The sequence below is a fragment of the Paenibacillus sabinae T27 genome, assembly GCF_000612505.1.
Classification (GTDB): domain Bacteria; phylum Bacillota; class Bacilli; order Paenibacillales; family Paenibacillaceae; genus Paenibacillus_AQ; species Paenibacillus_AQ sabinae.
This window is the reverse complement of the sequence record NZ_CP004078.1, coordinates 4,984,560-5,007,992: the sequence shown is the minus strand read 5'-3', so window position 1 is coordinate 5,007,992 and position 23,433 is coordinate 4,984,560. Positions and strand designations below refer to the sequence as shown.

Annotated in this window: 17 protein-coding genes; 9 read left to right on the top strand and 8 right to left on the bottom strand. The window is 53.2% G+C overall.

Translation table 11 applies throughout. The features are described from left to right. Positions 1-162: 162 nt before the first annotated feature. Genes ilvD through PSAB_RS23055 form a run of 3 tightly spaced genes read left to right on the top strand, consistent with a single transcriptional unit; the run spans position 163 to position 3,531 of the window. On the top strand, positions 163-1,854 hold the full coding sequence (gene ilvD, locus PSAB_RS23065; RefSeq protein ID WP_025336921.1) for a dihydroxy-acid dehydratase: 1,692 nt from the start codon (positions 163-165) through the stop codon (positions 1,852-1,854). Next, a complete protein-coding gene (locus PSAB_RS23060) occupies positions 1,842-2,807 on the top strand; it encodes a phosphoglycerate dehydrogenase (protein ID WP_025336920.1) in 966 nt (321 codons plus the stop codon). Before ilvD ends, PSAB_RS23060 begins: the two co-directional genes overlap by 13 nt. A gap of 58 nt (positions 2,808-2,865) precedes the next feature. Next, the gene (locus PSAB_RS23055; RefSeq protein WP_025336919.1) at positions 2,866-3,531 is read left to right on the top strand and encodes a bifunctional 2-keto-4-hydroxyglutarate aldolase/2-keto-3-deoxy-6-phosphogluconate aldolase; all 666 of its coding nucleotides are present in this window, start codon (positions 2,866-2,868) and stop codon (positions 3,529-3,531) included. Positions 3,532-3,698: 167 nt separating this feature from the next. Here PSAB_RS23055 and PSAB_RS23050 read toward each other — a convergent pair whose 3' ends face one another. Next, complete coding sequence (locus PSAB_RS23050) at positions 3,699-4,490, bottom strand: ABC transporter permease (RefSeq protein ID WP_025336918.1); 792 nt, start codon at positions 4,488-4,490, stop codon at positions 3,699-3,701. A gap of 46 nt (positions 4,491-4,536) precedes the next feature. Next, positions 4,537-5,523, bottom strand: coding sequence for an ABC transporter substrate-binding protein (locus tag PSAB_RS23045; RefSeq protein ID WP_025336917.1), 987 nt, complete (start codon positions 5,521-5,523; stop codon positions 4,537-4,539). 532 nt (positions 5,524-6,055) lie between these two features. Between PSAB_RS23045 and PSAB_RS23040 the strand changes: the two genes are divergently transcribed. Continuing rightward, positions 6,056-6,679, top strand: a complete 624-nt coding sequence (locus PSAB_RS23040) for a TVP38/TMEM64 family protein (RefSeq protein ID WP_025336916.1) — start codon at positions 6,056-6,058, stop codon at positions 6,677-6,679. 36 nt (positions 6,680-6,715) lie between these two features. After that, positions 6,716-7,624 carry an aldo/keto reductase gene (locus tag PSAB_RS23035; RefSeq protein WP_025336915.1) on the top strand — a complete coding sequence of 303 codons (909 nt, stop codon included), beginning with the start codon at positions 6,716-6,718 and terminating at the stop codon, positions 7,622-7,624. A gap of 619 nt (positions 7,625-8,243) precedes the next feature. Here PSAB_RS23035 and PSAB_RS25855 read toward each other — a convergent pair. The 5 genes from PSAB_RS25855 to PSAB_RS23015 all read right to left on the bottom strand — a co-directional run bounded on the left by PSAB_RS25855 (position 8,244) and on the right by PSAB_RS23015 (position 13,817). After that, positions 8,244-8,417: a hypothetical protein gene (locus PSAB_RS25855; RefSeq protein ID WP_158442615.1), complete on the bottom strand. Its 174-nt coding sequence runs from the start codon at positions 8,415-8,417 to the stop codon at positions 8,244-8,246. Then, positions 8,407-9,909, bottom strand: a complete 1,503-nt coding sequence (locus PSAB_RS23030) for an aminotransferase class V-fold PLP-dependent enzyme (protein WP_025336914.1) — start codon at positions 9,907-9,909, stop codon at positions 8,407-8,409. The genes PSAB_RS25855 and PSAB_RS23030 overlap by 11 nt, the downstream gene beginning before the upstream one ends. Before the next feature lie 143 nt (positions 9,910-10,052). Then, positions 10,053-10,529 carry a DsrE/DsrF/DrsH-like family protein gene (locus PSAB_RS23025; RefSeq protein ID WP_025336913.1) on the bottom strand — a complete coding sequence of 159 codons (477 nt, stop codon included), beginning with the start codon at positions 10,527-10,529 and terminating at the stop codon, positions 10,053-10,055. 202 nt (positions 10,530-10,731) lie between these two features. Further along, positions 10,732-12,936, bottom strand: a complete 2,205-nt coding sequence (locus PSAB_RS24800; RefSeq protein WP_025336912.1) for a putative bifunctional diguanylate cyclase/phosphodiesterase — start codon at positions 12,934-12,936, stop codon at positions 10,732-10,734. Between the two features lie 209 nt (positions 12,937-13,145). Beyond that, positions 13,146-13,817: an acetate uptake transporter gene (locus PSAB_RS23015; protein WP_025336911.1), complete on the bottom strand. Its 672-nt coding sequence runs from the start codon at positions 13,815-13,817 to the stop codon at positions 13,146-13,148. Between the two features lie 209 nt (positions 13,818-14,026). On the opposite strand from PSAB_RS23015, the gene PSAB_RS23010 reads away from it, so the two are divergent. Both PSAB_RS23010 and PSAB_RS23005 read left to right on the top strand, forming a co-directional pair. After that, positions 14,027-14,968 (top strand): 1,4-dihydroxy-2-naphthoate polyprenyltransferase, encoded by a 942-nt coding sequence (locus PSAB_RS23010; RefSeq protein ID WP_025336910.1) that lies wholly within the window; start codon positions 14,027-14,029, stop codon positions 14,966-14,968. 64 nt (positions 14,969-15,032) lie between these two features. Next, positions 15,033-16,040, top strand: coding sequence for a Gfo/Idh/MocA family protein (locus PSAB_RS23005; protein WP_025336909.1), 1,008 nt, complete (start codon positions 15,033-15,035; stop codon positions 16,038-16,040). Here the strand turns inward: PSAB_RS23005 and PSAB_RS23000 are convergent. Next, positions 16,018-17,631 (bottom strand): response regulator transcription factor, encoded by a 1,614-nt coding sequence (locus tag PSAB_RS23000; RefSeq protein ID WP_025336908.1) that lies wholly within the window; start codon positions 17,629-17,631, stop codon positions 16,018-16,020. The two genes, PSAB_RS23005 and PSAB_RS23000, sit on opposite strands and share 23 nt — an antisense overlap. A 644-nt stretch (positions 17,632-18,275) precedes the next feature. Here PSAB_RS23000 and PSAB_RS22995 point away from each other — a divergent pair. Together PSAB_RS22995 and PSAB_RS22990 are read left to right on the top strand one after the other, a co-directional pair. Then, positions 18,276-20,948: a glycoside hydrolase family 31 protein gene (locus tag PSAB_RS22995; RefSeq protein ID WP_051529814.1), complete on the top strand. Its 2,673-nt coding sequence runs from the start codon at positions 18,276-18,278 to the stop codon at positions 20,946-20,948. Positions 20,949-21,260: 312 nt separating this feature from the next. Then, the gene (locus tag PSAB_RS22990; protein ID WP_025336906.1) at positions 21,261-23,276 is read left to right on the top strand and encodes a putative bifunctional diguanylate cyclase/phosphodiesterase; all 2,016 of its coding nucleotides are present in this window, start codon (positions 21,261-21,263) and stop codon (positions 23,274-23,276) included. Positions 23,277-23,433 lie beyond the last annotated feature (157 nt).

The following is a 23,433-nucleotide window of genomic DNA, read 5'->3' as shown; positions in this document are numbered from 1 at the left end:
TTCCGTTTGGAAGACACGGCGCAGGGTGTCATATTTGGCACAGCGCCGTCTCTTCCCTTTATGTATTATAAAAATGTGATAATGACATATTCGTTCAGAAAAAATCAAGTGGACAAAATCAAGTGGACAAAATCAAGACAGTAAAATGTGGAGGGAATTATAATGAGTAACCGAATTTCTACTATTTCGCCTTTTACAAGAGCGATTCTGAAAGCTCACCTGTGCTCTTGCGGCGTAGACTACTCCAAAATGGATAAGCCCGTCATCGCCGTTGCCAACTCCTGGAACGAAATCGTGCCGGGTCATGTGCATTTGCGCCAACTGGCTGACCGTGTGAAGGCAGGCATCGAGGCAGCCGGCGGTCTGGCTCTGGAATTCAACACCATCGCCGTTTGCGATGGCATCGCGCAAGGGCATGAAGGCATGAAATATTCGCTGCCTAGCCGCGAAATCGTGGCCGACAGTGTGGAAACGATGGTGAAGGCGCATGGTATTTTTGACGGCATGGTCGTCCTGAGCTCCTGCGACAAAATCGTTCCGGGCATGCTGATGGCAGCCGCTCGCTTGAACCTGCCGGGTCTTGTTGTGCTGGGCGGCGTAATGCCGAACCACATCAAGCCGAAGGAATCCAAAGCGGCAAGACGCGCATTCCTCGACGGCAAGCTGGACGAAAAAGGCCTGGTTGAAGTAACCAACCAATACTACCCAGGCCCTGGCGCGTGCCCGTTCCTTGGAACAGCCAACACGATGCAAGGTCTCTCCGAGGCGCTCGGCATGGCTATGCCGAATACGTCCTGGATGCAGGCATTGTCGGACGAGCAGCTGGATGCCGCAGAAGCCGCAGGCCGTCAAGCGGTCGAGCTGGTGAAGAAAGGCATTACGCCAAGCCAGATCATGACCCGCGAAGCGTTCGAGAACGCGATTTCCGTACTGCTGGCTATGGGCGGCTCGCTGAATGCTTGCCTGCATCTGCCTGCGATTGCGCATGAGCTCGGCATTGAACTGCCGATGACCCTGTTCGACGACATCAGCCGCCGCGTTCCGTTCCTGGCGGGTGTAACGCCGAATAACCAAGAATATACCACGAACGACCTGCAGCGCGCCGGAGGCATGAAAGCTTTAATGAAGGAACTCGGCGGACTGCTGCACACCGGTGCTCTGACCGTAACGGGCGATATCGTAGAGAACAATATTGCGGACGCAGAGGTGCTGGACCGCGATGTCATCCGCACGCTGGAAGAGCCGCTCGACAAGGAAGGCGGCGTAGCCGTACTGGTAGGCAACCTGGCGGCAGACGGCGCCCTGATCAAGCAGTCGGCGGTAGCTCCTGAGCTGAGAAGCTTCACGGGACCGGCGAAGGTGTTCAACTCCGAGGAAGCTTTCTCGGATGCTTATGAAGCGGGCCTGATTGAGGAAGGCGATGCGGTCGTTATCCGCTATGAAGGACCGAAAGGCGGACCGGGCATGCGCGAACTGCACCGCTGTACGGAAATCCTCGGCAAGTTCAAGCGCGCCGCGCTCGTTACGGACGGCCGTTTCTCGGGCGCAACATCGGGTCTGTCGATTGGTTACGCGAGCCCCGAGGCTGCTGAAGGCGGAACGATTGCTCTGGTACAGGACGGCGATCTGATCGAGATCGACATCGCAACCCGCAAGCTTCAGCTGCATGTCTCGGATGAAGAGCTGGCGAAGCGCGCGAAGCATCTGGAAGAGTTCAAGGTCGAGGCCAGTAAGCTGCTTCGTCTGTACGCACAGCATGCTTCCTCGGCATCCAAGGGCGGCGTGCGCGTAGTGTCCGAAGGCAACAGCGAATCGCAGGTCAGCAAAGAGGAGGTAACCGTATGCCAAAAGTAGTCGCACTTCCGCGTTCTTTCTCCCGTTCGGAGGAAGCGAAGGAAATGCTCCTTCAGGCTGGATTCGAGGTCATCTGGAATACGGAAGGTCGTCCGCTGAAGGAAGCGGAACTGATTGAAGTCATCAAGGGCGCGGACGCGCTCATTACCGGGATCGACGAGGTTACGGCGAAGGTGCTGGAAGCTGGCGCTCCGACACTCAAGGTCGTAGCCAAGTATGGCGTCGGCTATGACAACATTGATGTGGAAGCCGCGAACCGTCTGGGCATTCCGGTTACGATTACGCCGGGCGCTCCTACCCGCTCGGTAGCGGAGCTGGCGCTCACTTTAATGCTGAGCGTCTCCCGTCACATCCCGCAGATGAATGTGGGAGTAAGAGACGGGGGCTGGAACCGCATTACCGGCACAGAGCTTGGAGACAAAGTGCTGGGCGTCGTTGGTCTTGGCGCCATCGGAGCCGAGGTTGTGAAGCGCGCAGTTGCATTTGATATGAAGGTCATTGCATATGATGCCTTTGTCCGTCAGGATATGATCGACAAGTATGGCGTGCAGTACGTTACGCTTGAAGAGCTGTATGCGCAGTCCGATTACATTACCCTGCACGCTCCGGCGCTCCCGGAAACGGTCGGCATGATCAACAAGGAATCTCTGGCTCAAATGAAGAAGTCCGCGATTCTGATCAATACAGCCCGCGGAGATCTGGTCGTCGAGCAGGATTTGTACGAGGCGCTGTCCTCGGGACAAATCGCGGGCGCCGGACTGGATACTTTTGTTCAAGAGCCGCCTGCAACGCTGGACATCGTCGGCCTGCCCAATGTGGTGACCTCGCCGCATGTCGGCTCCAACACGGTAGAAGCTGGTTACCGGATGGCAAAAATGGCCGCGGAAGAAGCTATTCGCGCGGTGAATGGAGAAGCGCCTAAATTCCCGGTCAAGGTCCCGGTTAACAAGTAACGAGCAGACGGCCGGCAACCGGCCGTATCACGCTACATTATACAAAGGGGAACTGGATATGAAGAAACTGCGTATTATCAACCAAATACATGAGGGTGGCGTCGTTGCGGTACTCCGCGGGGACTCCCCTGAAGAAGTAGTGGAAATGGCGAAGCAATCGATCGCCGGCGGCATCAAAATTATCGAAGTTACGCTGACCGTACCGTTCGCACTGAGAGCGATCGAGAAGCTGGCCGCTGAATATTCTTCGAGTGCGCCTGCTGACTCCGATAAATATGCGGTGATCGGCGCAGGAACCGTGCTGGACCCTGAGACCGCCCGCGCTGCTATCCTGAGCGGATCGGAATTTATCGTTGGCCCGTCGCTGAATCCGGAAACAGTCAAGCTGTGCAACCGGTACCGTGTGCCAATCATGCCGGGGGTTATGACGGCGAAGGAAATTCAGGAAGCACTCGACCTGGGTGTTGATGTTGTGAAGCTGTTCCCTGGAAATCTGTATTCCCCGTCCATGATCAAAGCCTTTAAAGGTCCTCTGCCGCAAGCGAACGTAATGCCGACCGGCGGGGTTAACCTGGAGAACCTGAAGGATTGGATCAAAGCCGGAGCATTTGCCGTCGGTATCGGTTCCGACTTGACGACGGATGCCATTCGCGAGAAGGACTACAGCCTGGTTGCCAAGAAATCGGCCCAGTATATTGAAGCATTCAAAGCAGCGATTAAATAAGACTGCGCTCACTGAATAAGGTTGGCCCACCGTCATGTGAAATGGACGGTGGGCCAATTTTTTTTGAAATATAAGAATGTATAAGCCGGGCGCTTATCATTTTGGCTTATATTTCTACGAGAAACGTAACTGCGTCATAAAAAGACGCCGTCAGGAGTTTCTTCTTATCAGAACGTCTTTCCGGTATCCGGCAGCTCCTCCCGGTATCTGAACGTCCTTTTTTCCAGCGCCGCCAATGAATAATTGACCGCAAGTCCGAGCAGTGCCAGAACGATAACAATGGCGAACGTTTCCGGAGGTTTCACATTAGCCTGAAAGAAGTAGAGCTGATAGCCAAGCCCTGTATTGGCTCCCAGCATTTCGGCTGCGATCAGCACCAGAACCGAAGTGGTGGCACTTAACCGGATTCCTGTAAAAATGGAGGGCAGCGCTCCCGGCAAAACGACCTTTGTAAACAATGACAGTTTGGAAATTCCCATTGATCGTGCCGCTTTAATCAGGCTGAGGTCAGTCGATTTTACACCGGCGATCGTGTTCAGAAGGACGGCCCATAAAACCGCCCAGAAGATAACGGCTACTCTGGAAGTCTCGCCAATACCGAAAAAAAGAATGAATATCGGCAGCAGAGCCAGCACGGAAAGATTGCGGAAGGTTTGGAACAACGGGTCGATGAAGCGTTCGAAGCCTCTGTACCAGCCGATGAGGAGTCCAAGGGGAATGGAGAATGCGAGTCCCAGAATAAACCCGGTCAATGATCTGCGCAAACTGATAAACAGGTTCTCGACAAGCACTCCGGATACGGTAAGCTGCCATAACGCGACGACGACTTTGGTGAATGGAGGGAAAAAGACAGTGTTGACCAAGTGCAGCCGTGCGATAATTTCCCAAAGCGCCAAGAACAGAATGATCGACAGCAGCTTATATATAGAATTCCAGATTGATCTTAATACTTTGACCACTGCAAAATCACCACCATAGTAATAATAGATACTGAATGGTTACGAGCTACTGGGGCGCATACTCATTAGTAAAGATGTCGGCAGGCTGAATATCTCCCTTTTTCCACAAGCCGATTTGTTCGGAAATATCGAACCACTGTTTGATATAGTCCTGGTTAATGTCTTTGTCTTCATCGTACCAGAACACGCTGAGATCTTCCGGCTCCAGCTTCAACTGCTTGGCGACGATCCGCTTCGCTTCTTCTTGATGCGAATTTATCCATGGCCGCACCTTGGCGAGCGCTCTTGTAAAGCCTTTTACCACATCAGGATGCTGCTTAATAAAATCTTCGCTGAACCCGCGAACGGAAAGTCCGGCCCCGGGGGAATGCAAAATATCCCAGCTTGTAGCGATCTGTCGGATTCCTTTCTGCTTGAGCGCTATGCCGGCAAAGGGAGGATGCGAGGTCGTCACATCAACCAGCCCTTGTTCCAGCGATTGCTCCTGCTGCCCGGGCGACGGCAGAGTTGTCCAGTTTATATCCCCAGACAAATGCTGCTGGCTTAAATAGTATTTCAAGTAACCATCCGTGCAGGGAGCTACGTTCGAAATGGCTACTTTCTTCCCAATGATGTCGTTCAGCGAGTGGATCGGGCTGCTGTCCTGAACGAGGTATCTTACGTGGGGGAAATCTTTGTTGTCTACCATTCCGGGGGCGACAGCCAACATTTTGAGACCAGCCAGACGGGCCTGAGCTACATTCGGCGGATGGCCGCTGATAAATGCGTCATTTATCCCTTGGGCAATCAGCTGATATTCCGTTACTCCTTTGCCGAGCACTCCCGTATCTTCAATCTTGATGCCTTCTTCCTTAAAATAACCGAGTTCATCGGCGATCGTGATTTCATTGAACCCGGTCTGGGTCGCCACCCGAATCGGAAAAAGGCCATCGCTATCCGGTTTGCCGCTTGCGGCAGAATTGTCGTTCCCGCAGCCTGCGGAAATAATAAGCAGTACGGAAATAAGCAATACAAATGCAAAACGTCTAATCACTTGTTACAACCTCCAACTCATATTTTTATAACCGTTCAAGTCTGATCGCTGCTGATATCTGTCGGATTTGCCGCAAAAGCTACTTTTTCATTGATAAACCCCCTATTTATACTTTTATTCAATTATTTTACATCCATAGGCTGCAAAATATTGAGGGCTGGAACCAAGTGAGGAAACAAATACTCTTATGCTGCTCAAACAATACAAAAGGCCAAACTCAAGTCCCCTTTGCCAAAAAAGGGACCAAGCTCAGCCTCTAGAGAACCAGTCGGTTGCTGACTATTCATTTATTAAACCAAGTTATCTTATGCAAATTTAATGGGTTACCTTTTTATAATATAATTTGAGTTTGTATGTCAACCATATTTTGTACAATATCGAAAAAAAAGAAATATGTAAGGGGATTTTGTCAATTACCGGAAGAAATTTGTGTATAGGGAAGGGGAGTTTGCCGGAAGGGAAATTGATACAGTTATCATGTATAATAAGGCTGTTGAAATCATTGGAAAGATAAGGAGCACCTAAGGCTGCTATGTATGCATTGGATGTTATTTCCTGGCTTACCGAGGAGAATCTTCGCGGCATGCTGGAGCGTTACCGGTCGCTCGGTCCTTTTCCGGGGATTGTGCTGACCTTTATGAAATCTTTTGTTCCGCCGCTGCCAACCCTGCTTATCGTCGGCCTGAATGCCGCGGTGTATGGGTTGTGGCCCGGGTTTCTGTACTCCTGGATCGGACTTGTTGCGGGTTGTCTGGCAACTTTTCTGATCATCCGTAAAATCGCCTCCCAGCGCTTCTTGCGCAAATGGGCGCAGCGGCCGAAAGTGGCCAGGGGCATGGAGTGGGTGCGGCGGAGCGGTTTCAGCTATGTATTTTTACTGAGCTTGTTCCCGGTTGGGCCGTTCGTCGTTATCAATCTGGCTGCGGGGCTTGCCGGAATGCGGCTTCGCTCTTACCTGCTGGCTCTGGCCGCGGGCAAGGCTATCATGGTGTTCGCCGTATCGTATATCGGCAGTGATGCCGGAAGATTTATCCGAAATCCAGCGGAAGTTCTCTATGTGCTGCTGTTCGTTCTGCTGTCGCTGTGGGGCGTCAAGTCGATTGAGGGTTATTTTTCAAGACTTTCACACAGCGGGGGGAGACGGCGGAAGCCATAAGTCCAAATACTTGTTAAGAAAAGAGGAATGTGACGCATGAAATACCGCAAGCTTGGAAGCACGGGTCTTAACGTATCGGTAATCGGAGTAGGAACCTGGCAGTTCGGAGGCGAATGGGGGAAGGATTTCACCCAGGATGAAGTCGATGCCATGCTGGACAAGGCCGGCGAGCTCGGCATCAATCTGATCGATACGGCTGAATGCTACGGAGACCATCTCTCTGAAAAATTTATCGGCAGCTACCTGAGCCGCCGCAAACGGGAGGACTGGATCGTCGCAACCAAGTTCGGCCATCATTTCAGCGGCCATCTCAAGCGGGAGCAGCTGTGGAGCGCGGATAATGTGCTGAAGCAGCTTGACGACTCGCTGCGCGCGCTTCAGACGGAGTATATCGACCTGTACCAGTTCCATTCCGGCACGGATGCCGATTTCGACAACGACAAGCTGTGGAATATGCTGGACGCGCAGAAGCGGGCGGGAAAAATCCGTCACCTGGGTGTTTCCATCAGCACCGCGAATGACGGCGTTCATCAGACGTCCTCCGCTCCGGAGATCGGCGCCGAGGCGATTCAGGTGGTGTACAACCGGCTCGAGCGGCAGCCGGAAGAGAAGCTGTTCCCGCTCTGCAAGGAGCACAACCTTGGAGTGTTGGCCCGGGTTCCGCTGGCGAGCGGATACCTTAGCGGCAAATACAAGGCGGACGCGGTGTTCCAGGCCGGCGATGTGCGGGCGAACCATGATGCGAAGAAACGGGAGGAGCAGCTGCGCCTCGTTGCCGAAATCGCCGCGAATGAAGTTCCGGCCGGCCTCAACATGGCGCAGTGGGCGCTGGGCTGGTGCTTGCAGCATCCGGCCGTGACGAGCGTAATCCCGGGCTGCAAGAACGTGGAGCAAGTAGTCTCGAACGCACAGGCCGCGGATCTCGATATTGTGGCGAAGGGATAGTCTGGGGCCGTAAGAAGGGGCCGGAGGCCAGGCCGAAGGTTAGGCTGGACTTAGGAAGTGGGCACGATAGTGGGCCGGACTGGGGCGGGGCGTTGTGGAACTGAGTGGAAGCAGGGCTTAGCTGGGCTTAGCAGGGCTGAGCAGAACGTAGCGTGACGGAGCAGGACTTAGCAGAACGGTTCAGGACTGATAAGGTGGAAAAGTTCCCCTTTATTTGGCCTGAATAGGGCCTTTTCCGGGTATGTACTGGAAAAAATCCCTCTTAATTCCGCGTTTCAAGTGGATTGACGGGGAAGCGGGGAATAAGCTGGAGTTTTTCCTGTTCAGCGAGTAAAAGTGTGCTGAAATTTAAGAATAAGCGGGAGGATTTCCGCTTCATGGAGAGGCTTGCTTGGGGTCATGGGCATGCCCTCCAGCAAGAAGGCAAAAGAAAAAGACGAGCCGCAGAGGACAAGGTGGTTACACCATCCTCTGCGGCTCGTATGCATTGGGGGCCCTTAGGGAGAGAAGGGCCCCTCTTGATTGCAGCGGCAGCGCCGGGCTTGAAGGCCGGGCCTCCGCAACGCCGCAGGCCGCGTCCCGGCCGGCGCCCCGGCCGAGCGCCCAGCGCGCCTCCCGGCTACGCAGCACCGCAGGCCGCGTACGCCGAAGGGCGGCCCTCCTGCCGGAGCACCTGCACAGCGTCTGCGCCCTGCTGGTGCTCCGCCCTTGCGGCCGGCCCCGCGTCGGCCGTCGCTTTCCCGCCGGCCGCCAAGCCTTGCCGCTCCCCGCCCCCCGGCCACCTACAGAGCAAACAGCCGCTCCATATCCGGCTCCTCCTCGCTCTCCGAGCGGTGGCGCCAGCAGTTGGTCGCGGGGCTGTAGCGGTAGTCGGCCTGCCAGACCTCCCGCTGGCTGACAATCGCCTTCAGGGCCAGGAGGATGAAGGCGACGTCGCCCGAGGTCATAACGGGATGCAGCGACAGGCGCACCCAGCCCGGCCGCAGCGATTGATCGCCGGCACGGATCGCCTTGCCCATCTGGATGGAGGCTTCCTTGTCGATCGAGAGCAGGTAATGGCCGTAAGGGCCGGCACAGGAACAGCCGCCGCGGGCCTGAATGCCGAAGCGGTCGTTCAGCAGTCTGACGACGAGGTTAAAGTGCATATCCCGGACTGTCATGGAGACGACACCGAGGCGGTTGCGGACCGCGCCCTCCAGCACCGTGATTTCCGGTATCGCCTGAAGTCCGTCCAGCAGCTGAAGGCACAGCTCGCGTTCATGGCGCAGAATGCGCTCTGTCGTCATCCGCTCCTTCAGCCGGAGGCATAGCGCGGTGCGGATCGCCTGAAGAAAGCCGGGGGTTCCGCCATCCTCCCGGGCCTCGATTCCCCGGAAGTAGCTCGGAGCTTCCCACGGGCTCACCCAGGAAACCGTGCCGCCGCCCGGCTCGTCGGGCCGCCGGTTGCCGTAGAGGTCCGCACTAAATACGAGGACGCCGCTTGTGCCCGGCCCGCCCAGAAATTTATGCGGCGAGAAGAAAATGGCGTCCAGCCTCTCGAGCGGAGACGGCGGATGCATGTCGATGTCCGTATACGGCGCGCTGGCTGCGAAATCGACAAAGCACAGACCGCCATAGCGGTGCATGACCGCCGCCAGCTGCCGGTACGGCGTTTCGATGCCGGTCACATTCGAGCAGGCGGTGAACGAGCCGATCTTCAGCCTGCGGTCCCGGTACAGTCTCAGCGCGGCTTCGAGCCGCCGCGGGTCGGCGCTGCCGTCCGGCCCCGGGGGCAGGACGACGACCTCGCCGATGCTCTCCTGCCACGGAAGCAGGTTGGAATGATGCTCCATATGAGTGACGAAGATGACCGGCCGCTCCTCGGGCGGCACCACTGAAGGAGCTGCCAACCATTCGGGCAGCCGGAGCCCAAGCAGACGCAGAAGCTTGTTGACCGCCGCCGTTGTGCCGTTTCCGCTGAACAGAAGAACGTCGCGGGGACCGGCGTTCACATGCCGCTTAATAATTCGCACGGCTTCTTCGTAGGCCCGGGTCATCGTCATCCCCGTGGCGTTGGCTTCGGTATGTGGATTGCCGATCAAGGGGCCGAACTGCTCCTGTATTTTGCGCTCAATCGGTTCGTACAGGCGGCCGCTGGCGGTCCAATCGGCGTACAGCAGATGTTTTTTTCCGTAGGGGGTCGTTAGGGTGTGTCCCAGTCCAATCGTTCGTTCGCGAAATGGGCTAAAATACGCCTCCAATGATTCATCCGCTTCCGCGGAAGAGGCGAGGGTGGATCTAAGCACGGGCAGTCCCTCCAGACGGGTAGTGTCTTTGGCCTTAGTATATGCCCGTGTCAAAAATAGGTTAATGCCCAGCAACGATAGTCCTTCCGCTTGCCAAGGCGATTCAAGTATGTACCCTGACGGCCGGAAGGCCGCCGTGCATTCTAAATAAACAGCTGCAGATCGCTTTCCAGGGCATCTTTTAAGTAAGAGGCGGCGTCGATAATCTCCACTTCCGGCAGCAGCTCCTCGGGTTTGAAGCCCATAATTTCCACAGACAGCTTGCAGGCGTAGAATTTGATGTTCTTTTTGCGCGCGCCCTTCAGGAAATGAATCAGCTTCGGCGCCCCTTGGTCCTCGATCATTTCCTCCAGCATCATCCGGCCAAGCCCGCTGAAATTCATGCGCGACAGCGGAAGATGCTCCGGCCCTTTCGGGGTAACGACATCCATAAGCTTCTCGTAAATCGTTTTGTCTTCGAGCGTCATTTTTTCGGGATCGCGAACGAGGAACAGTCCCCAGAACGCGAAGAATATGGTGACATCCACCTCGATATCGCGTGCGCTGTTGGCCAGAATCAGACCGGCCATCGCCTTGTCATATTCACCGCTGAACATCAGCAGATTCATTTTTTTGCTCACTGCTTTGGCACCTCCGTAAGGGAATGACCTTAGTATGGGCCGGCAGGGCAAGAGTATCCATTTTTCACAATTTCACCAAAAAAAGCGAAAAAAGCGCCTGACGGCGCTCTTTGGCAGAAGCTTTCTCAATTCATTCCGTCTTCCGCGGAATCGCCCGCACGCCCTCATCATCTTCAAAATCCCTTCTGCTGTGGGATGGTCCTTATTCGATTGCCCGATTGCACTCTTCCATCATAGAAGACCCTGCCTTCATGGCCAGCTCGGGGCGTTTCAGCAGAGGTCCGATTTCGCATGCGGGAAGAGGACGGTAAAAAAGAAACCCCTGCACATGCTCGCAGCCGTGCGTCAACAGGAAGTCGGTCTGCTCCCGACTCTCCACGCCTTCGGCAATCAGATCGAAGCCGAGCTGCGAAGCGACATAGACGATCGATTTGATGATGGTCTCGTCGATGGAGCTTTGGCCGATACCGGTGATGAAGGTGCGGTCGATTTTGATTTTACTCACGGGAAAATGCTTCAGATAATTGAGGGAGGAATATTTGGTGCCGAAATCGTCGACGGATACGATAATTCCCCGGTCGCGCATTTGCTGCAGCAGCGGATAGTGCTCCTCCAGCAGGGCGGTGCTCTCTGTAATCTCGAACTCCAGGCAGTCAGGTGTAAGCCCGTAATGGTCGAAGATCGACATCAGCATCGGGATCAGATTGCGGTTATAGAACCAACTGTTGGAAATGTTGACGGAGGTGCGCAGAATCTGCAGCCCTTCCCGCTTCCATGCGGCAAGCTGCCGGCATACTTCATGAATCACCCAATCGGTCAATTGGGTCATCAGTCCGGCTTCCTCAACGGCCGTGATGAAATAGCCCGGCGGAAGCAGTCCCTTCTCGGGATGGTTCCAGCGGATCAGCGCCTCCAGACCGACGACATCGCCGGTGGCCGCGTGGACTTGCGGCTGATAGTGCAGCAGAAATTCACGGTTTTCCAGAGCGGAATGCAGATATTTGGCGATCAGCGTTTTTTGCTGAAGCTTCTCTTTAAGCTGGTCGTCAAACAGGTAATACCCTTTCCCGTCCGTCGCTTTGGCTTGATACATGGACATGTCCGCATACTTGAGCAAATCCTCTTTGGTTGTGGAGTGCTCCGGGTACAGTGAGATGCCGATGCTGGTGGAGAGGTTAAGGTGGGTACCGGCGATGATCAGCGGTTTGGCGGCGATTGCGCTGAGCTGCTCGGCCATTTGCGGGATTTGCTCCCGCGGCAGGTCCTGAAACAGCATGACAAATTCGTCGCCCCCGGTGCGCGCGAACAGCCTGCAGGGAAGACTGGCTTTATGTATTCGTCTGGCCAGGGTGCGGATGACCCGGTCGCCTGCCGAGTGCCCCAGCGTGTCGTTAATTTCCTTGAACCGGTTGAGGTCGAAGAAGAACAGGGTAAAGGTATGCGCAGGATCGGCCTCCTTGAGCAAGCGGTCAAATTCATCCATAAAAAACCGGCGGTTCGGGATCTCGGTCAGACTGTCGTAATAAGCCAGCTTTTCGTACAGCCTTTCGGATATGCGAAGATCGCGCGTGCGGATATTGACCACCTGCTCCAGCTCGCGGTTGAACCGTCTTTGCCGGGTGAGATAATACAGCACAGAGGCAATGATCGACAGGAAGGCAAAATCGACCAGCAGCACGCTGATGAGCGCGTTCCATTTTACACTGGGGCTCAGGCGGGTGTTGATCAGCCAGTTTTGGTTATAGAAACGGATCGGAATGCTGATCAAGGTGCCTTTGTCCTCCATATGGGTGCCGAACAGATAGGCATGATCCTTCCCGGTGATATACACTTTGGAATTGCTGCCCAGAAAATGGCTGATAATATCGTTAATGCGAAGCGTCACGGAGACGATGCCTTCGAACGAATTATTGTTAAACAGCGCTTGTCTGATCACCATTCCGTACTCGCCTTGGGCAAGCAGCCGCGGACCGTCAACCGTAATGGTGCGGGAGCGGATCGTCTCCTCGATCAACCCCGGTGTGGACAGCTTGGGTTCGAGCAGGAGGCTCTTATTGAGAATGGCGGTATTGCCCTCAATCGGGTACAGATAGCGGATGATGCCACCCGGCGCAATGACCAAATTCATCAGGTGGTTGGTGCTGTGGTAGGCGGTGGACAGGTATTGGTTAATCACATCCGGGTCGGCGCCGAAGCCGACGGTTTGGACAAAGGAGCTGACGCCTTTGACAATCGACGCTCTCTCTTCAATATTCGAAGTCAGCATGAAGGCTTGGGAAGATAAATCGGCCTTGGCGGCACGGTACTCCCGGTCAACCGATACCTTATAATAGTAGAATAACAAAATTTGAAGAATAGCGATAAAGACGAGGATGATCGTTACAGGCTTTTTCTTGAAGAAAGCCATAAACTGCCTCCGATCACGAATAAGTGTGCAGGCATGGCAACAAAATTCGTCAAAGTATTTTTAAATATAAGAATAGAATGTCACTAGAGGAGCCGCCCCGTCAATAGCATTTCACCCCTTCAGAGAACAAAAAAGAAACGGATGCGCGCGTCTGCCCGGGGTGGGATAAACACGAAGATCCGTTTGACTAAAGTTGCCTTGGTTTGCTCTTATTTTTTGAAAATGCGCAGCGGTGCGCCAACCGGGAGGAAGGTGCGTCCGAAATGAGTGTTCAGAACGGAAGCGCCGCAGCCGTAGAACGAAACGATGGCAATGCCAAGCTCCGCGAAGGCCGCCAGCCGGTGGGAGGCTTCAGCCGCGATATCGAAAGAACTGAGGGTCAGACCCAGAAACAGCAGATCGATCAGCGCAAAAATAATCAGCAGCACTTTATTCGTTTCGGTCGCGCCGATGGTCATGAACAGCGTGAAAATCAGATAGCCGAGGAACGCGAAGCCGAGCTGCTTCGGATCGATGGCATCGGCGAGCGCGGCCCCGAATACGCCAAGCTTGATCAGCCAGCTTCCAGCCATGCTGAACCAGAAAAAGGCGTAGGCTCCGAAAGCGGTCATACCAAAGGTGTTGTTGTGCTTGGCATCCTGGATGCAGGCAAACAGCTGGGCGAATGCGCCGAGGAAGACCGCCCATGGAATGACATAGCTCAGGCCATCCGTGATCTCAAGCTTTTGCGAAGAGGCCACCAGGGTGACGATTGCCAGTCCGAACAGACCGATCGCGCTTGGATCGGCGGTAACGATTTTGACGGACTGGGATGAAGAAGAATGAGGGGAATCGGTGCTCACGATTTTGCCGGAGCGGGAAGGGCCGGGTTGCGCTGACATAAACAATAAAGCCTCCAATACGGTTAAAATGTGGACTTAGTGGAATCGATTCCGGTACAAGTCAGCCTATGATACCACATCGCTTGGGGATTGCCTATAGCGAACATAAGGTTATCGAGTCGAAATTTGGAGGAACTTGTGACATTCAGTTAGTTGCTTGATGTATAATGAATAAATGAGAATTATTATAAACTGGGGGCAAGAGGTCGGTGAACGTACGAAGTTTTTTGAAACTGGTTGAAATTCAGACCAAAGTGGCGAGCATGATTCCATTGGCTCTAGGAACGCTCTATGCCCTTTACCGGTTTGAGCATTTTTACGTAGGGCACTTTGCGCTGATGCTGGTGTCACTGCTGAGCTTTGATATGGCGACAACGGCGATCAACAACTATTACGACTATAAAAAAGCGGCAAGAACGCACGGCTACGGCTATGAAACGCATAATGCCATCGTTGCTTACAAATTGAAGGAAAGCGTCGTGGTCGGGGTCATTATCTTTCTGCTGCTGCTGGCAGGCGGCTCTGGGCTGCTGCTTGTGGCGCAGACGGGGCTGCTTGTCTTTTTGCTGGGCGGACTGTCCTTTCTGATCGGCATTCTCTACTCGTTCGGGCCGGTTCCCATCTCGCGGATGCCGCTCGGGGAGCTGTTCTCGGGGCTGTTTATGGGCTTTGTCATCATCTTTATTTCCGCGTATATTCATACGGACGATACGGTGGCGGTGCTGGCTCTGGCGCAAGGATGGGTTCATTTTCAGCTGAATCTGACGGAAACGGTCTATCTGTTCTGGTTCTCGGTGCCGGCCATTCTCGGCATTGCGAATATCATGCTCGCGAATAATATCTGCGACATGGATGAGGACATCGATAACCGCCGCTACACGCTGCCGGTCTACATCGGCAAAGCCAATGCGCTCGCTCTGTTCAAACTGCTCTATTATGTGTCCTATGCCGATCTGGTTCTTTTGCTGATTCTTGGCGTCCATCCGCTGCTCGTGCTGCTTCTGCTGCCGACGCTGATCCCGCTGCATCGCAATCTGGCCAGGTTTGACGAAAGACAGGAAAAGGCGACGACTTTTGTTCTCTCCGTGAAAAACTTCATTCTGCTGACTGCGGCGCGTATCGGTGTTCTGGCTGTGGCCCTGCTCCTATAGGGCTGAGCTTGTCCTGACCTCTTCCGCCGCTAAATGAGTACGGATAAGAAAGGGGGGCGAAGAGATGCAACGTCAGCTTCGTTTTGGAGTGCTGGGCTGCGCGCAAATCGCGACAGGCACGATGATGCCGGCCATAGCCGAATCGAAATCGGGCGTTCTCGAGGCGGTGGCCAGCCGTGACCTATCCAGAAGCTCGCGTATCGCCCGGGAGCTCGGGATCAGAAAGGCCTACGGAAGCTATGAAGAGCTTCTTATGGACCCGGAGGTGGACGCGGTCTACATTCCGCTGCCCAATCACTTGCACCGGGAGTGGGTGATCCGGGCGGCGGAAGCCGGGAAGCATGTGCTGTGCGAGAAGCCGATCGGCTTAAGCGCCCGGGAAGCCGCCGAGATGACGGCGGCCTGCCGCAAGGCCGGGGTTCATCTGGCCGAGGCGTTCATGTACCGGCATCATCCGAGGTATCCGGTGTTGAAGGCGATCCTGCAATCGGGCGAAATCGGCAGCCTGAGAGCCATACGGGGTTCGTTTACCTATAATAATGCCTTGGATAACGCCAACGTCCGGTTCAGGTCAGCGTGGGGCGGAGGCTCGCTGTACGACATCGGCTGCTATCCCCTTAGCGCGGCGCGTATGCTGATTGGCACGGAACCGGAAGCGGCAACCGTGCATGCGCTGTTCTCGCCGGAGCATGACAACGTCGACATGTTGGCCTCAGGCCTTGTGGAGTTTCCCGGCGGCCTGAGCCTGATCTTCGAATGCGGGATGTGGGCCTATGAGCGCCAGCTTCTGGAGATTATCGGAACAGAAGGCCGCATCGAAATTCCGATGCCGTTTAACGCCCGGACGGACGACGCCGACTTCTATATATATGCAGGAGGCGGCGAACGGCGGGTGAATGCCCCCGGCGCGAATCCCTTCACCTGCCAGGTGGAGGACTTCGCTTCTGCGGTATTCGGCCAGACTCCTCCACTGTTTGAACCCGAAGATGCCGTCCGCAATATGAAGCTGCTGGAAGCCTGCCTGGCTTCCGCCGCCGGGCGAAGAAGGGTTACGCTGGACAGCGTGGATTGAAAGAGGACATTTTATGGACATACGACCCGGTTGTCTGGTGCCGTTCCCTATATTCGAGCGGAGTCAGTCCGGTTACTTTTTTGAATGCCTTGCCGAAATATTTCACGTCTTTAAATCCGGCGGCTACAGCTACATCGTAGATCCGGATATCGTTTTGAGTCAGCAGCCGTTTTGCTTCCCGGATTCGAAGCTCGATTAAGTAATCGATGAAATTACGGCCAGTCTGTTTTTTGAAATACAGACTGAAATAGCTTTTGCTGAGGTGAACGATATCCGCCACGCTCTGAAGCGTCAGATTCTCAGTGTAATGGGCCGCGATGTATTCCAGCGCCTTCGTGATTAACTGCCCTCCGTAGCCGTTATCGGCCACGGCCGGCATGAGAGACTGGCGGATTTCCTCCAGCTGATCCGTTAAACAGGATGCGAGCTGCTCCAATGTCTCTGTCCGCAGAAGGATGCCCTGCCGGTGGGGGAGGAGCCATCTGGAATCCGGATGCAGTTGATGAACGCCCGCAAGTAGCTCGCAAGCCTCCTGGCGCACTTGTTCCGGTTTCAAAGCCCCGTTCTTCCAGCGCTTCAAGGCTAACTCGACCGCAGAGGAGACCGGATCGCCGCCGCGGATCATTTCGAAGAAGAGGGACCAATCGTAATCGTTAGCAATGCCTGTATCTTTACCGGCGTTAAGCCCGGCATCTGGAGCCTTCACCTGGTACAAGCCGCCAAGCCCGTCAAAAAACCGCCTTTGACAGGCGGAACGGCTGTCGGCAAATCCGTGGAGAAGCTGGTGTGCGCCCTGCTTGACGGCGGTGCCTCCGGAGATCGAAATTCCTCTTTCGGCTTCCAGTATGCTTTTCCACTTGAGAATGGTCTGTATGTAATTCCCTTCATCCCCCGGAACGACCAGTAACAGGCTGCTGTCGGCCGCCTGCATGGCTGCGCCTTCCGCAATTTGCTCATAGAACGCTTCCTGTATTTCTTCCAATAGAAAATGGACATATAAATATCCATGGTTTTCGATCCATTCCTCGGCTTTGTCCAGCATGAGATAGATGCAGGCATACTGTCTGTCCATCCATTCCGGCGCCCAATCGGCAGAGGGGGAGGAGGACCTTTTCTGCACGATCCGTCTTTTGATCTCCTGTTCGAGACCTTTTCGTTTCCGATAGGACACGCTTTGCCGAAAATAATACAGCTCGAGCGCCCTTCTTCTTTCTTCCTCCAGAAGGGAGGTGCATTTGCGGAGGACGGCCAGAAGCTCCTCACTGTTTAAGGTTAACTTGAGCAGATAATCGACGGCCCCCGTTTTAAGCCCTTCCTTTACATATTCGAAATCGCTGTAGTGGCTGATCAGAATCACTTTGAGCCAGGGATACAGCTCGAGCGCCCGCTTCGTGAACTGAATGCCGTCCATCAAAGGCATTTTGACATCCGTAATCAGAATATCGAAGGAGCGTTCGCTCATGGCAGTCAAAGCCTCTGTCCCGTTGGCGTAATGGTCTTCTACGAGCATTCCTTCCTTTTCCCAGTCAATAATGGCACTGATGCCGCTTCGGATGACGGCCTCATCATCGACAATAAGAACTTTATACATCGTATTCCCCCTCGTGAGGCGAGACTCTTTTCGGATCAAGGCTTACCCGGTTTAATCTTACTGAATAGATAGTAGACTTCACAGAGTCGTATGAATCATGTTCCGAATGGAAGCGATCGGGCCAAATCACAGCATGGTGTATTATATTTAGCGAAGAGCGTAATATTTTACACCCTGTCAATGTTTATAGAGAAACAAGCCGATAATTGCATTTAATGCATATATTTGTTAATAAAAAGAAAACGGCAGCGGCATGGTGTAATTTATCAATATTTTTGAGATGAATAAGAGGTTGACGATTTATATTCTTTGCCGGTACAAACCATGGTCCTTTAGTTCTCCTCGACTACCATTTACCACCTTAATCCAATTATGAAGGGAATAAAAGGATGTTTATCCAATTCGTAAAAGAAGAGTTAAACAGGCCTAAAGTTAAGCCCCGCCCCGGTTTTCCCCCTTTGAATAATTCGCTTGAGGGTGACTGTCTGCTCTTCTGTGCAAACGGTTTCATATATTTTACAGGCGTAAGTCCCATTGTTGGTATCGAATTCTGTTGCTACCTTGGTAGTAGGCGCCGAAAACCCGGGAGTTTGACTTGATGAAGAGGAACTTTTTAATCTATCCAGAATAAGGAGTGAGATTTAATGCCGCGCAAAAAGCGTATGAAGAAATGGTCACGATTAATGCTGGCTACTACAGTTCTAGTATCAGGCAATGCCCTAACGCCTTTAGTTTCCGAGGCTGCAGTGCTTGTGGCTCCGCCCGGGGCACAAGTATGGGAAGGCAAGATGGTCGATGCGAATGGCAACGTGCAGCAAGTGCATGATGAAAGACCTTTGGATAAGAACAATCTGCAAAAACCGTTGACCGTGCAAGGGATCGAAAAATTGGACAACGGCGTCAAACTGAATTTAGGCGAAATGGAATCCTATATCCGCTTGCTGTCTTCCGATATTTCCAAAGTATCGATCGTTAAGAAAGGCGAGAAAGAATTCACTTCCGTCGGTATCGCGAAAACAGATTGGAAAGCTCCTGAATTCACAGTAACCGAAGATAACAAGAAAATTGTACTCAAGTCCGACAGCTTAACCGTAGACATCAACAAAAGCCCGTTCGGGATCAAATATTTGGATAAAGACGGAAACGTTATCAACGAGGACGGGGAGCAAGGCGTAGGGTATGAGAACGGTAAGCCATACGTGTTCAAGAAGACCGACAAAACCGAAGATTTTTACGGATTCGGACAGAAAACAACCGGCTTGAACCATCGCGGTCAAAAAATCGGAGTATGGAACCGTGAGAATCTGCCGGAACCCATTTCGAAATACACTTTCTCCTCCGTTCCTTTCTTTATCGGGTTGAAAGGCGACAAAGCATACGGCATTTTATTCGATAATACCTACCGTTCTTACTACGACATGGCTGCTGAAAGCGACGACTACTACTATTTCTGGGCCGATGGCGGAAAATTGACTTACTACTTCATCAACGGACCGGAAATGAAAGAGATCGTAAACCGCTACACGGATTTGACCGGAAAAATGCAAATGCCGCCGGAATGGGCGATGGGCTTCCATCAATCCGCTTGGGGCTATCATCAAAAGGATATTGAGCAAGTAGCTCAAACCTATCGTCAAAAAAACATTCCGATTGACGGCGTGATGCTGGACATCGAATGGATGGATGACTATAAAAACTTCTATTTTGGCGATAAATTCCCGGACCCGGACGGAATGAACAAAAAATTGAAAGATGCGGGTTTCCATTATACTTCCATCATCGATCCAGCCATTCGCGTACCTGACCCTGGACAACCGGAATATATTCCTTATACCGAGGGGACTCAAAAAGATCTTTGGGTTAAAAATCCGGATGGCACCAACTATTTGGGTAAAGTTTGGCCTTGGGGCGTCCCATCCAAATCCGTGTTCCCTAACTTCATGAAGCAAGAAACCCGCGACTGGTGGGCGAAATGGCATAAACCGGTCTTTGATAAAGGCGCAGACGGCATTTGGAATGACATGAACGAACCGGCTAACTTTAGTACGGTAGACTTTTGGTCGCTGCCGCTGGATCGAATTTTTGAAACGGACAATGGTGAAAAAGTAACGCATGAAGAGGCGCATAACGTTTATGCTCATACTGAGGCTCAAGCTACAGATGAGGCTTTCAAAACGAATAAACCGAACGTTCGTCCGTTTATCTTGACGCGTGCTTCGTTTACAGGTACGCAGCGTTACGCTACCGCAACCTGGACAGGCGATAACTGGAGCAGATGGGAAATGCTTAGAATTTCGATTTTCCAAGACGCGAATGTCGGTTTGACAGGTATGGCGATGGTCGGAAACGATATTGGCGGCTTTGCGAAAAAACCATACGAAGGCGTCGTAGCTACACCTGAATTGTTTGCTCGTTGGGTTCAGGTCGGGGCATTCTATCCGTTCTCCCGCGACCACTACAACAATGACGGCAAGAGCCCGATGGAAACAGACGCGGCTCATAGCTTGGCATGGGGCAGACAAGAACCATGGCAGTTCGGCAAAGAAGTTGAGGATATCAGCCGCAAGTACCTTTCCATGCGCTATGAATTGATGCCTTACCTTTACAACGCGTTCAAAGATGCGCATGAAAAAGGTAACCTTATTTTCCAACCGCTCGTGTATCAGTTCCAGCAGGACCAAAAAACTCATGATATCCAAGACCAATTCATGTTTGGCCAATCTCTGATGATGGCTCCAATCGTATACCAAGGAACAACGTCCCGTGATCTATACCTGCCAGCAGGTGCGGATTGGGTGGATTACTGGACAGGCCAAGAGTATAAAGGCGGCCAAACGATCCACAAAGACGCCGATCTTGGAACGCTTCCGATCTACGTGAAGCAGGATTCGATTATCCCGCGCCGCGAAGTTCAGCAGCATTCCGGGGAGAAGAAATTGACGAATCTGATTCTGGATACGTACGTGAAGGACTCGGCTTCCTACAGCTTCTATGAAGATGATGCGAAAACCGAGGATTACACCAGAGGCGAATTTAACATTACCGACTTTAACGTAGATCAAAAGGGCAACCACATTGAGTTCAGCCAGAACAAACAAACTCAAAACTACGCTTCCGACATTCAGTCCTACACTCTGAAGCTTCATAATGCCACGGCGCCGAAGAAAGTGGAGGCAGCCAATGACAAATATGCGGAAGCAGCCAGCTTGGACGAACTGGGTAAAGCAGCAAACGGCTACTTCTTTGACAGCGCAGAGAAAGTACTGTATGTAAAAATCCCGGTAAACGAGAGTCATAAAGTTAAGATTTTTAACTAAAACGCTTGATGTATAAGAGAAGCAAATGGACCAGGCATAATCGCCTGGTCTATTTGTGTTTGAACATCGCGATGATCAAATGTGGACATTTATTGAGGGGACCGAAAAAAGGGTACTAGTTCCAGTATTTACTTAGACAGCAGGGGCGGATACAAGGTAGAATACAGCTACAGTCGCTTCTGTGCGAACATCTCTCTTTTTATATACTCGCCTGCAGCTTTTATCATAGATTGCTATCCGCCAATAATCGTGCCAGCATTTCTGCCCAAAGAGAATAGGATCATTATTACTAACCGATGAAGAGGTTGACTTATGGATCATATGGGAATCCACTATAATGTATGGATCATGCTGCTCTCCTACGTGCTTTCGGTGACGGCATCCTACTCCGCTTTAAATTTGATCTGTCAAGTTCCGTCCTCAACGGCACGTACGCGCCGATTATGGCTTCTCGCGGGAGCCTGCGTTCTCGGAAGCGGCATCTGGGCGATGCATTTTGTCGGGATTTTGGCCGTCCGGCTGCCGTTTGACGTGCGTTACAGCGCGGGAAAAGTGATTATGTCGATGCTGGTTGGCATCGTGTTCTGTTATCTGGGACTGTCGGGTGCCCTGGCACAGCGGATGACCTTCCTGCGCTGTGCGGCTAGCGGTCTGCTGCTTGGCGCGGGGATCTCCATTATGCATTATGTAGGAATGTCGTCGATGAAGATGGAGGCGGAGATTCATTACTATCTGCCAAGCCAGAGTATTTCCGTCATGATCGCGTTCATCGCCTCGTTTATGAGCATTATGCTGATCGGCCGATTCAAGGATTCGCCCGGCTTCAACCGCTGGAAGCTGTATTCCGCGCTGCTGCTCGGCATGGCGGTAAGCGGAATGCACTATACGAGTATGCAGTCCAGTCATTTTGCTTACGACAGCTGGCTCGGCTCCAATCCATCCCTGCTTCAGACGGATGTCATTCTGCTGATGGGGGTGTCGCTCGTCACCCTGTTTATGTTCGGAATATCGGGCGGCGCCGTTTTTCTGGACAGGCATATGCTGGAGCGGATGGCCTACCATGATCCGCTGACGGGCCTGCCGAACCGCCATGGATTGGAACGATATTTCCGCAATTGGTTCCTGACCGGCCGTCCGGGGGCCGTGTTCTTTGTCGATCTGGACCGGTTCAAATCGATTAACGATACGCTGGGACATGATATCGGGGATATGCTGCTGCAGGAAGTGGCCTCCAGGCTGCTTCAGAGCGTCAGTCCCAAGGGGAATGTATTCCGTTTGGGAGGGGATGAATTCCTGATCGCCGAGCCGGATTTCACCCCGGAGGAGGCGGCGGAGGAAGCGAGCCGGATTCTTCAGGAGGTCAAGAAATCGTACCGGATCGAGGGCAATGACCTGTACGTTACCGCCAGCGTCGGCATCAGCATGGCGCCGGAGCACGGAACGGACCGCTCTTCTTTGATGAAAGCGGCGGATACGGCGCTCTATACGTCCAAGGATTCCGGCAAGAACAAATTCAGCATGTTCGACCAGGAGATGAACCGGCATCAGCTTAGGCGGATGTCGCTCGAGAAGGATCTGCGCAAGGCGCTGGCACAATCCGAATTCATGGTCGTGTACCAGCCGAAATGGGATTCCCTTATGAACGTAACCGTTGGCCTTGAAGCGCTGCTCCGCTGGAGGCATCCCGAGCACGGGATTATCTCTCCGGCCGAGTTCATACCGATCGCGGAGGAGACGGGGCTCATTGTCCCGATTACGTACTGGATGCTGCATGAGGTATGCAGCCAGAATATGCTCTGGCATACAGAAGAAATCGCCTCGGTCGCCGTATCAATCAATATGTCGGCGAGGATGTTTGAGTCGGAGAATCTGTATGAAGTCGTCGAAGAGGCCCTTGCGCGTTCGGGTCTGGCGCCGCAATATCTGGAGCTTGAAATTACGGAGTCGATCGCGATGAACAACATGGAGGAGACGGTGGCTCAGCTGTCCAAGCTGCGCAATCTAGGCGTCAGGGTATCTCTGGATGACTTCGGGACGGGCTTCTCCTCGCTCGGCAATCTGGATGAAATTCCGGTCAACACGCTCAAGATCGACCAGGTGTTCATCCGCAAGAGCAAGATGCACTCCAAGAAGGCGATTATCAGCAACATTATCGCCATCGCCAGCAACCTCAATATGGAGGTCGTTGCCGAGGGCGTAGAGACGCCGGAACAGATCGAGCTGCTGCAATCGCTGGGCTGCCGGGTCATGCAGGGGTACTATTACGGCCGTCCGATGCCGGTTCACGAGCTGGGCCAATGGTTTACGGAAAATGCGGCAGCGGTATAGAGCATTCAGTCAAGTAAGAACAAACAGCATCACTCATACATAATGAGGGCGGCCTGAAGGAGAGCTTCGGGCCGCCCTACGTGTATTTGGAGGCATATGGCTCTGTACGGGGGAGCGCCCGGCTATCCTCGTTCCATTGCCCTCTTTATCCGCTGAA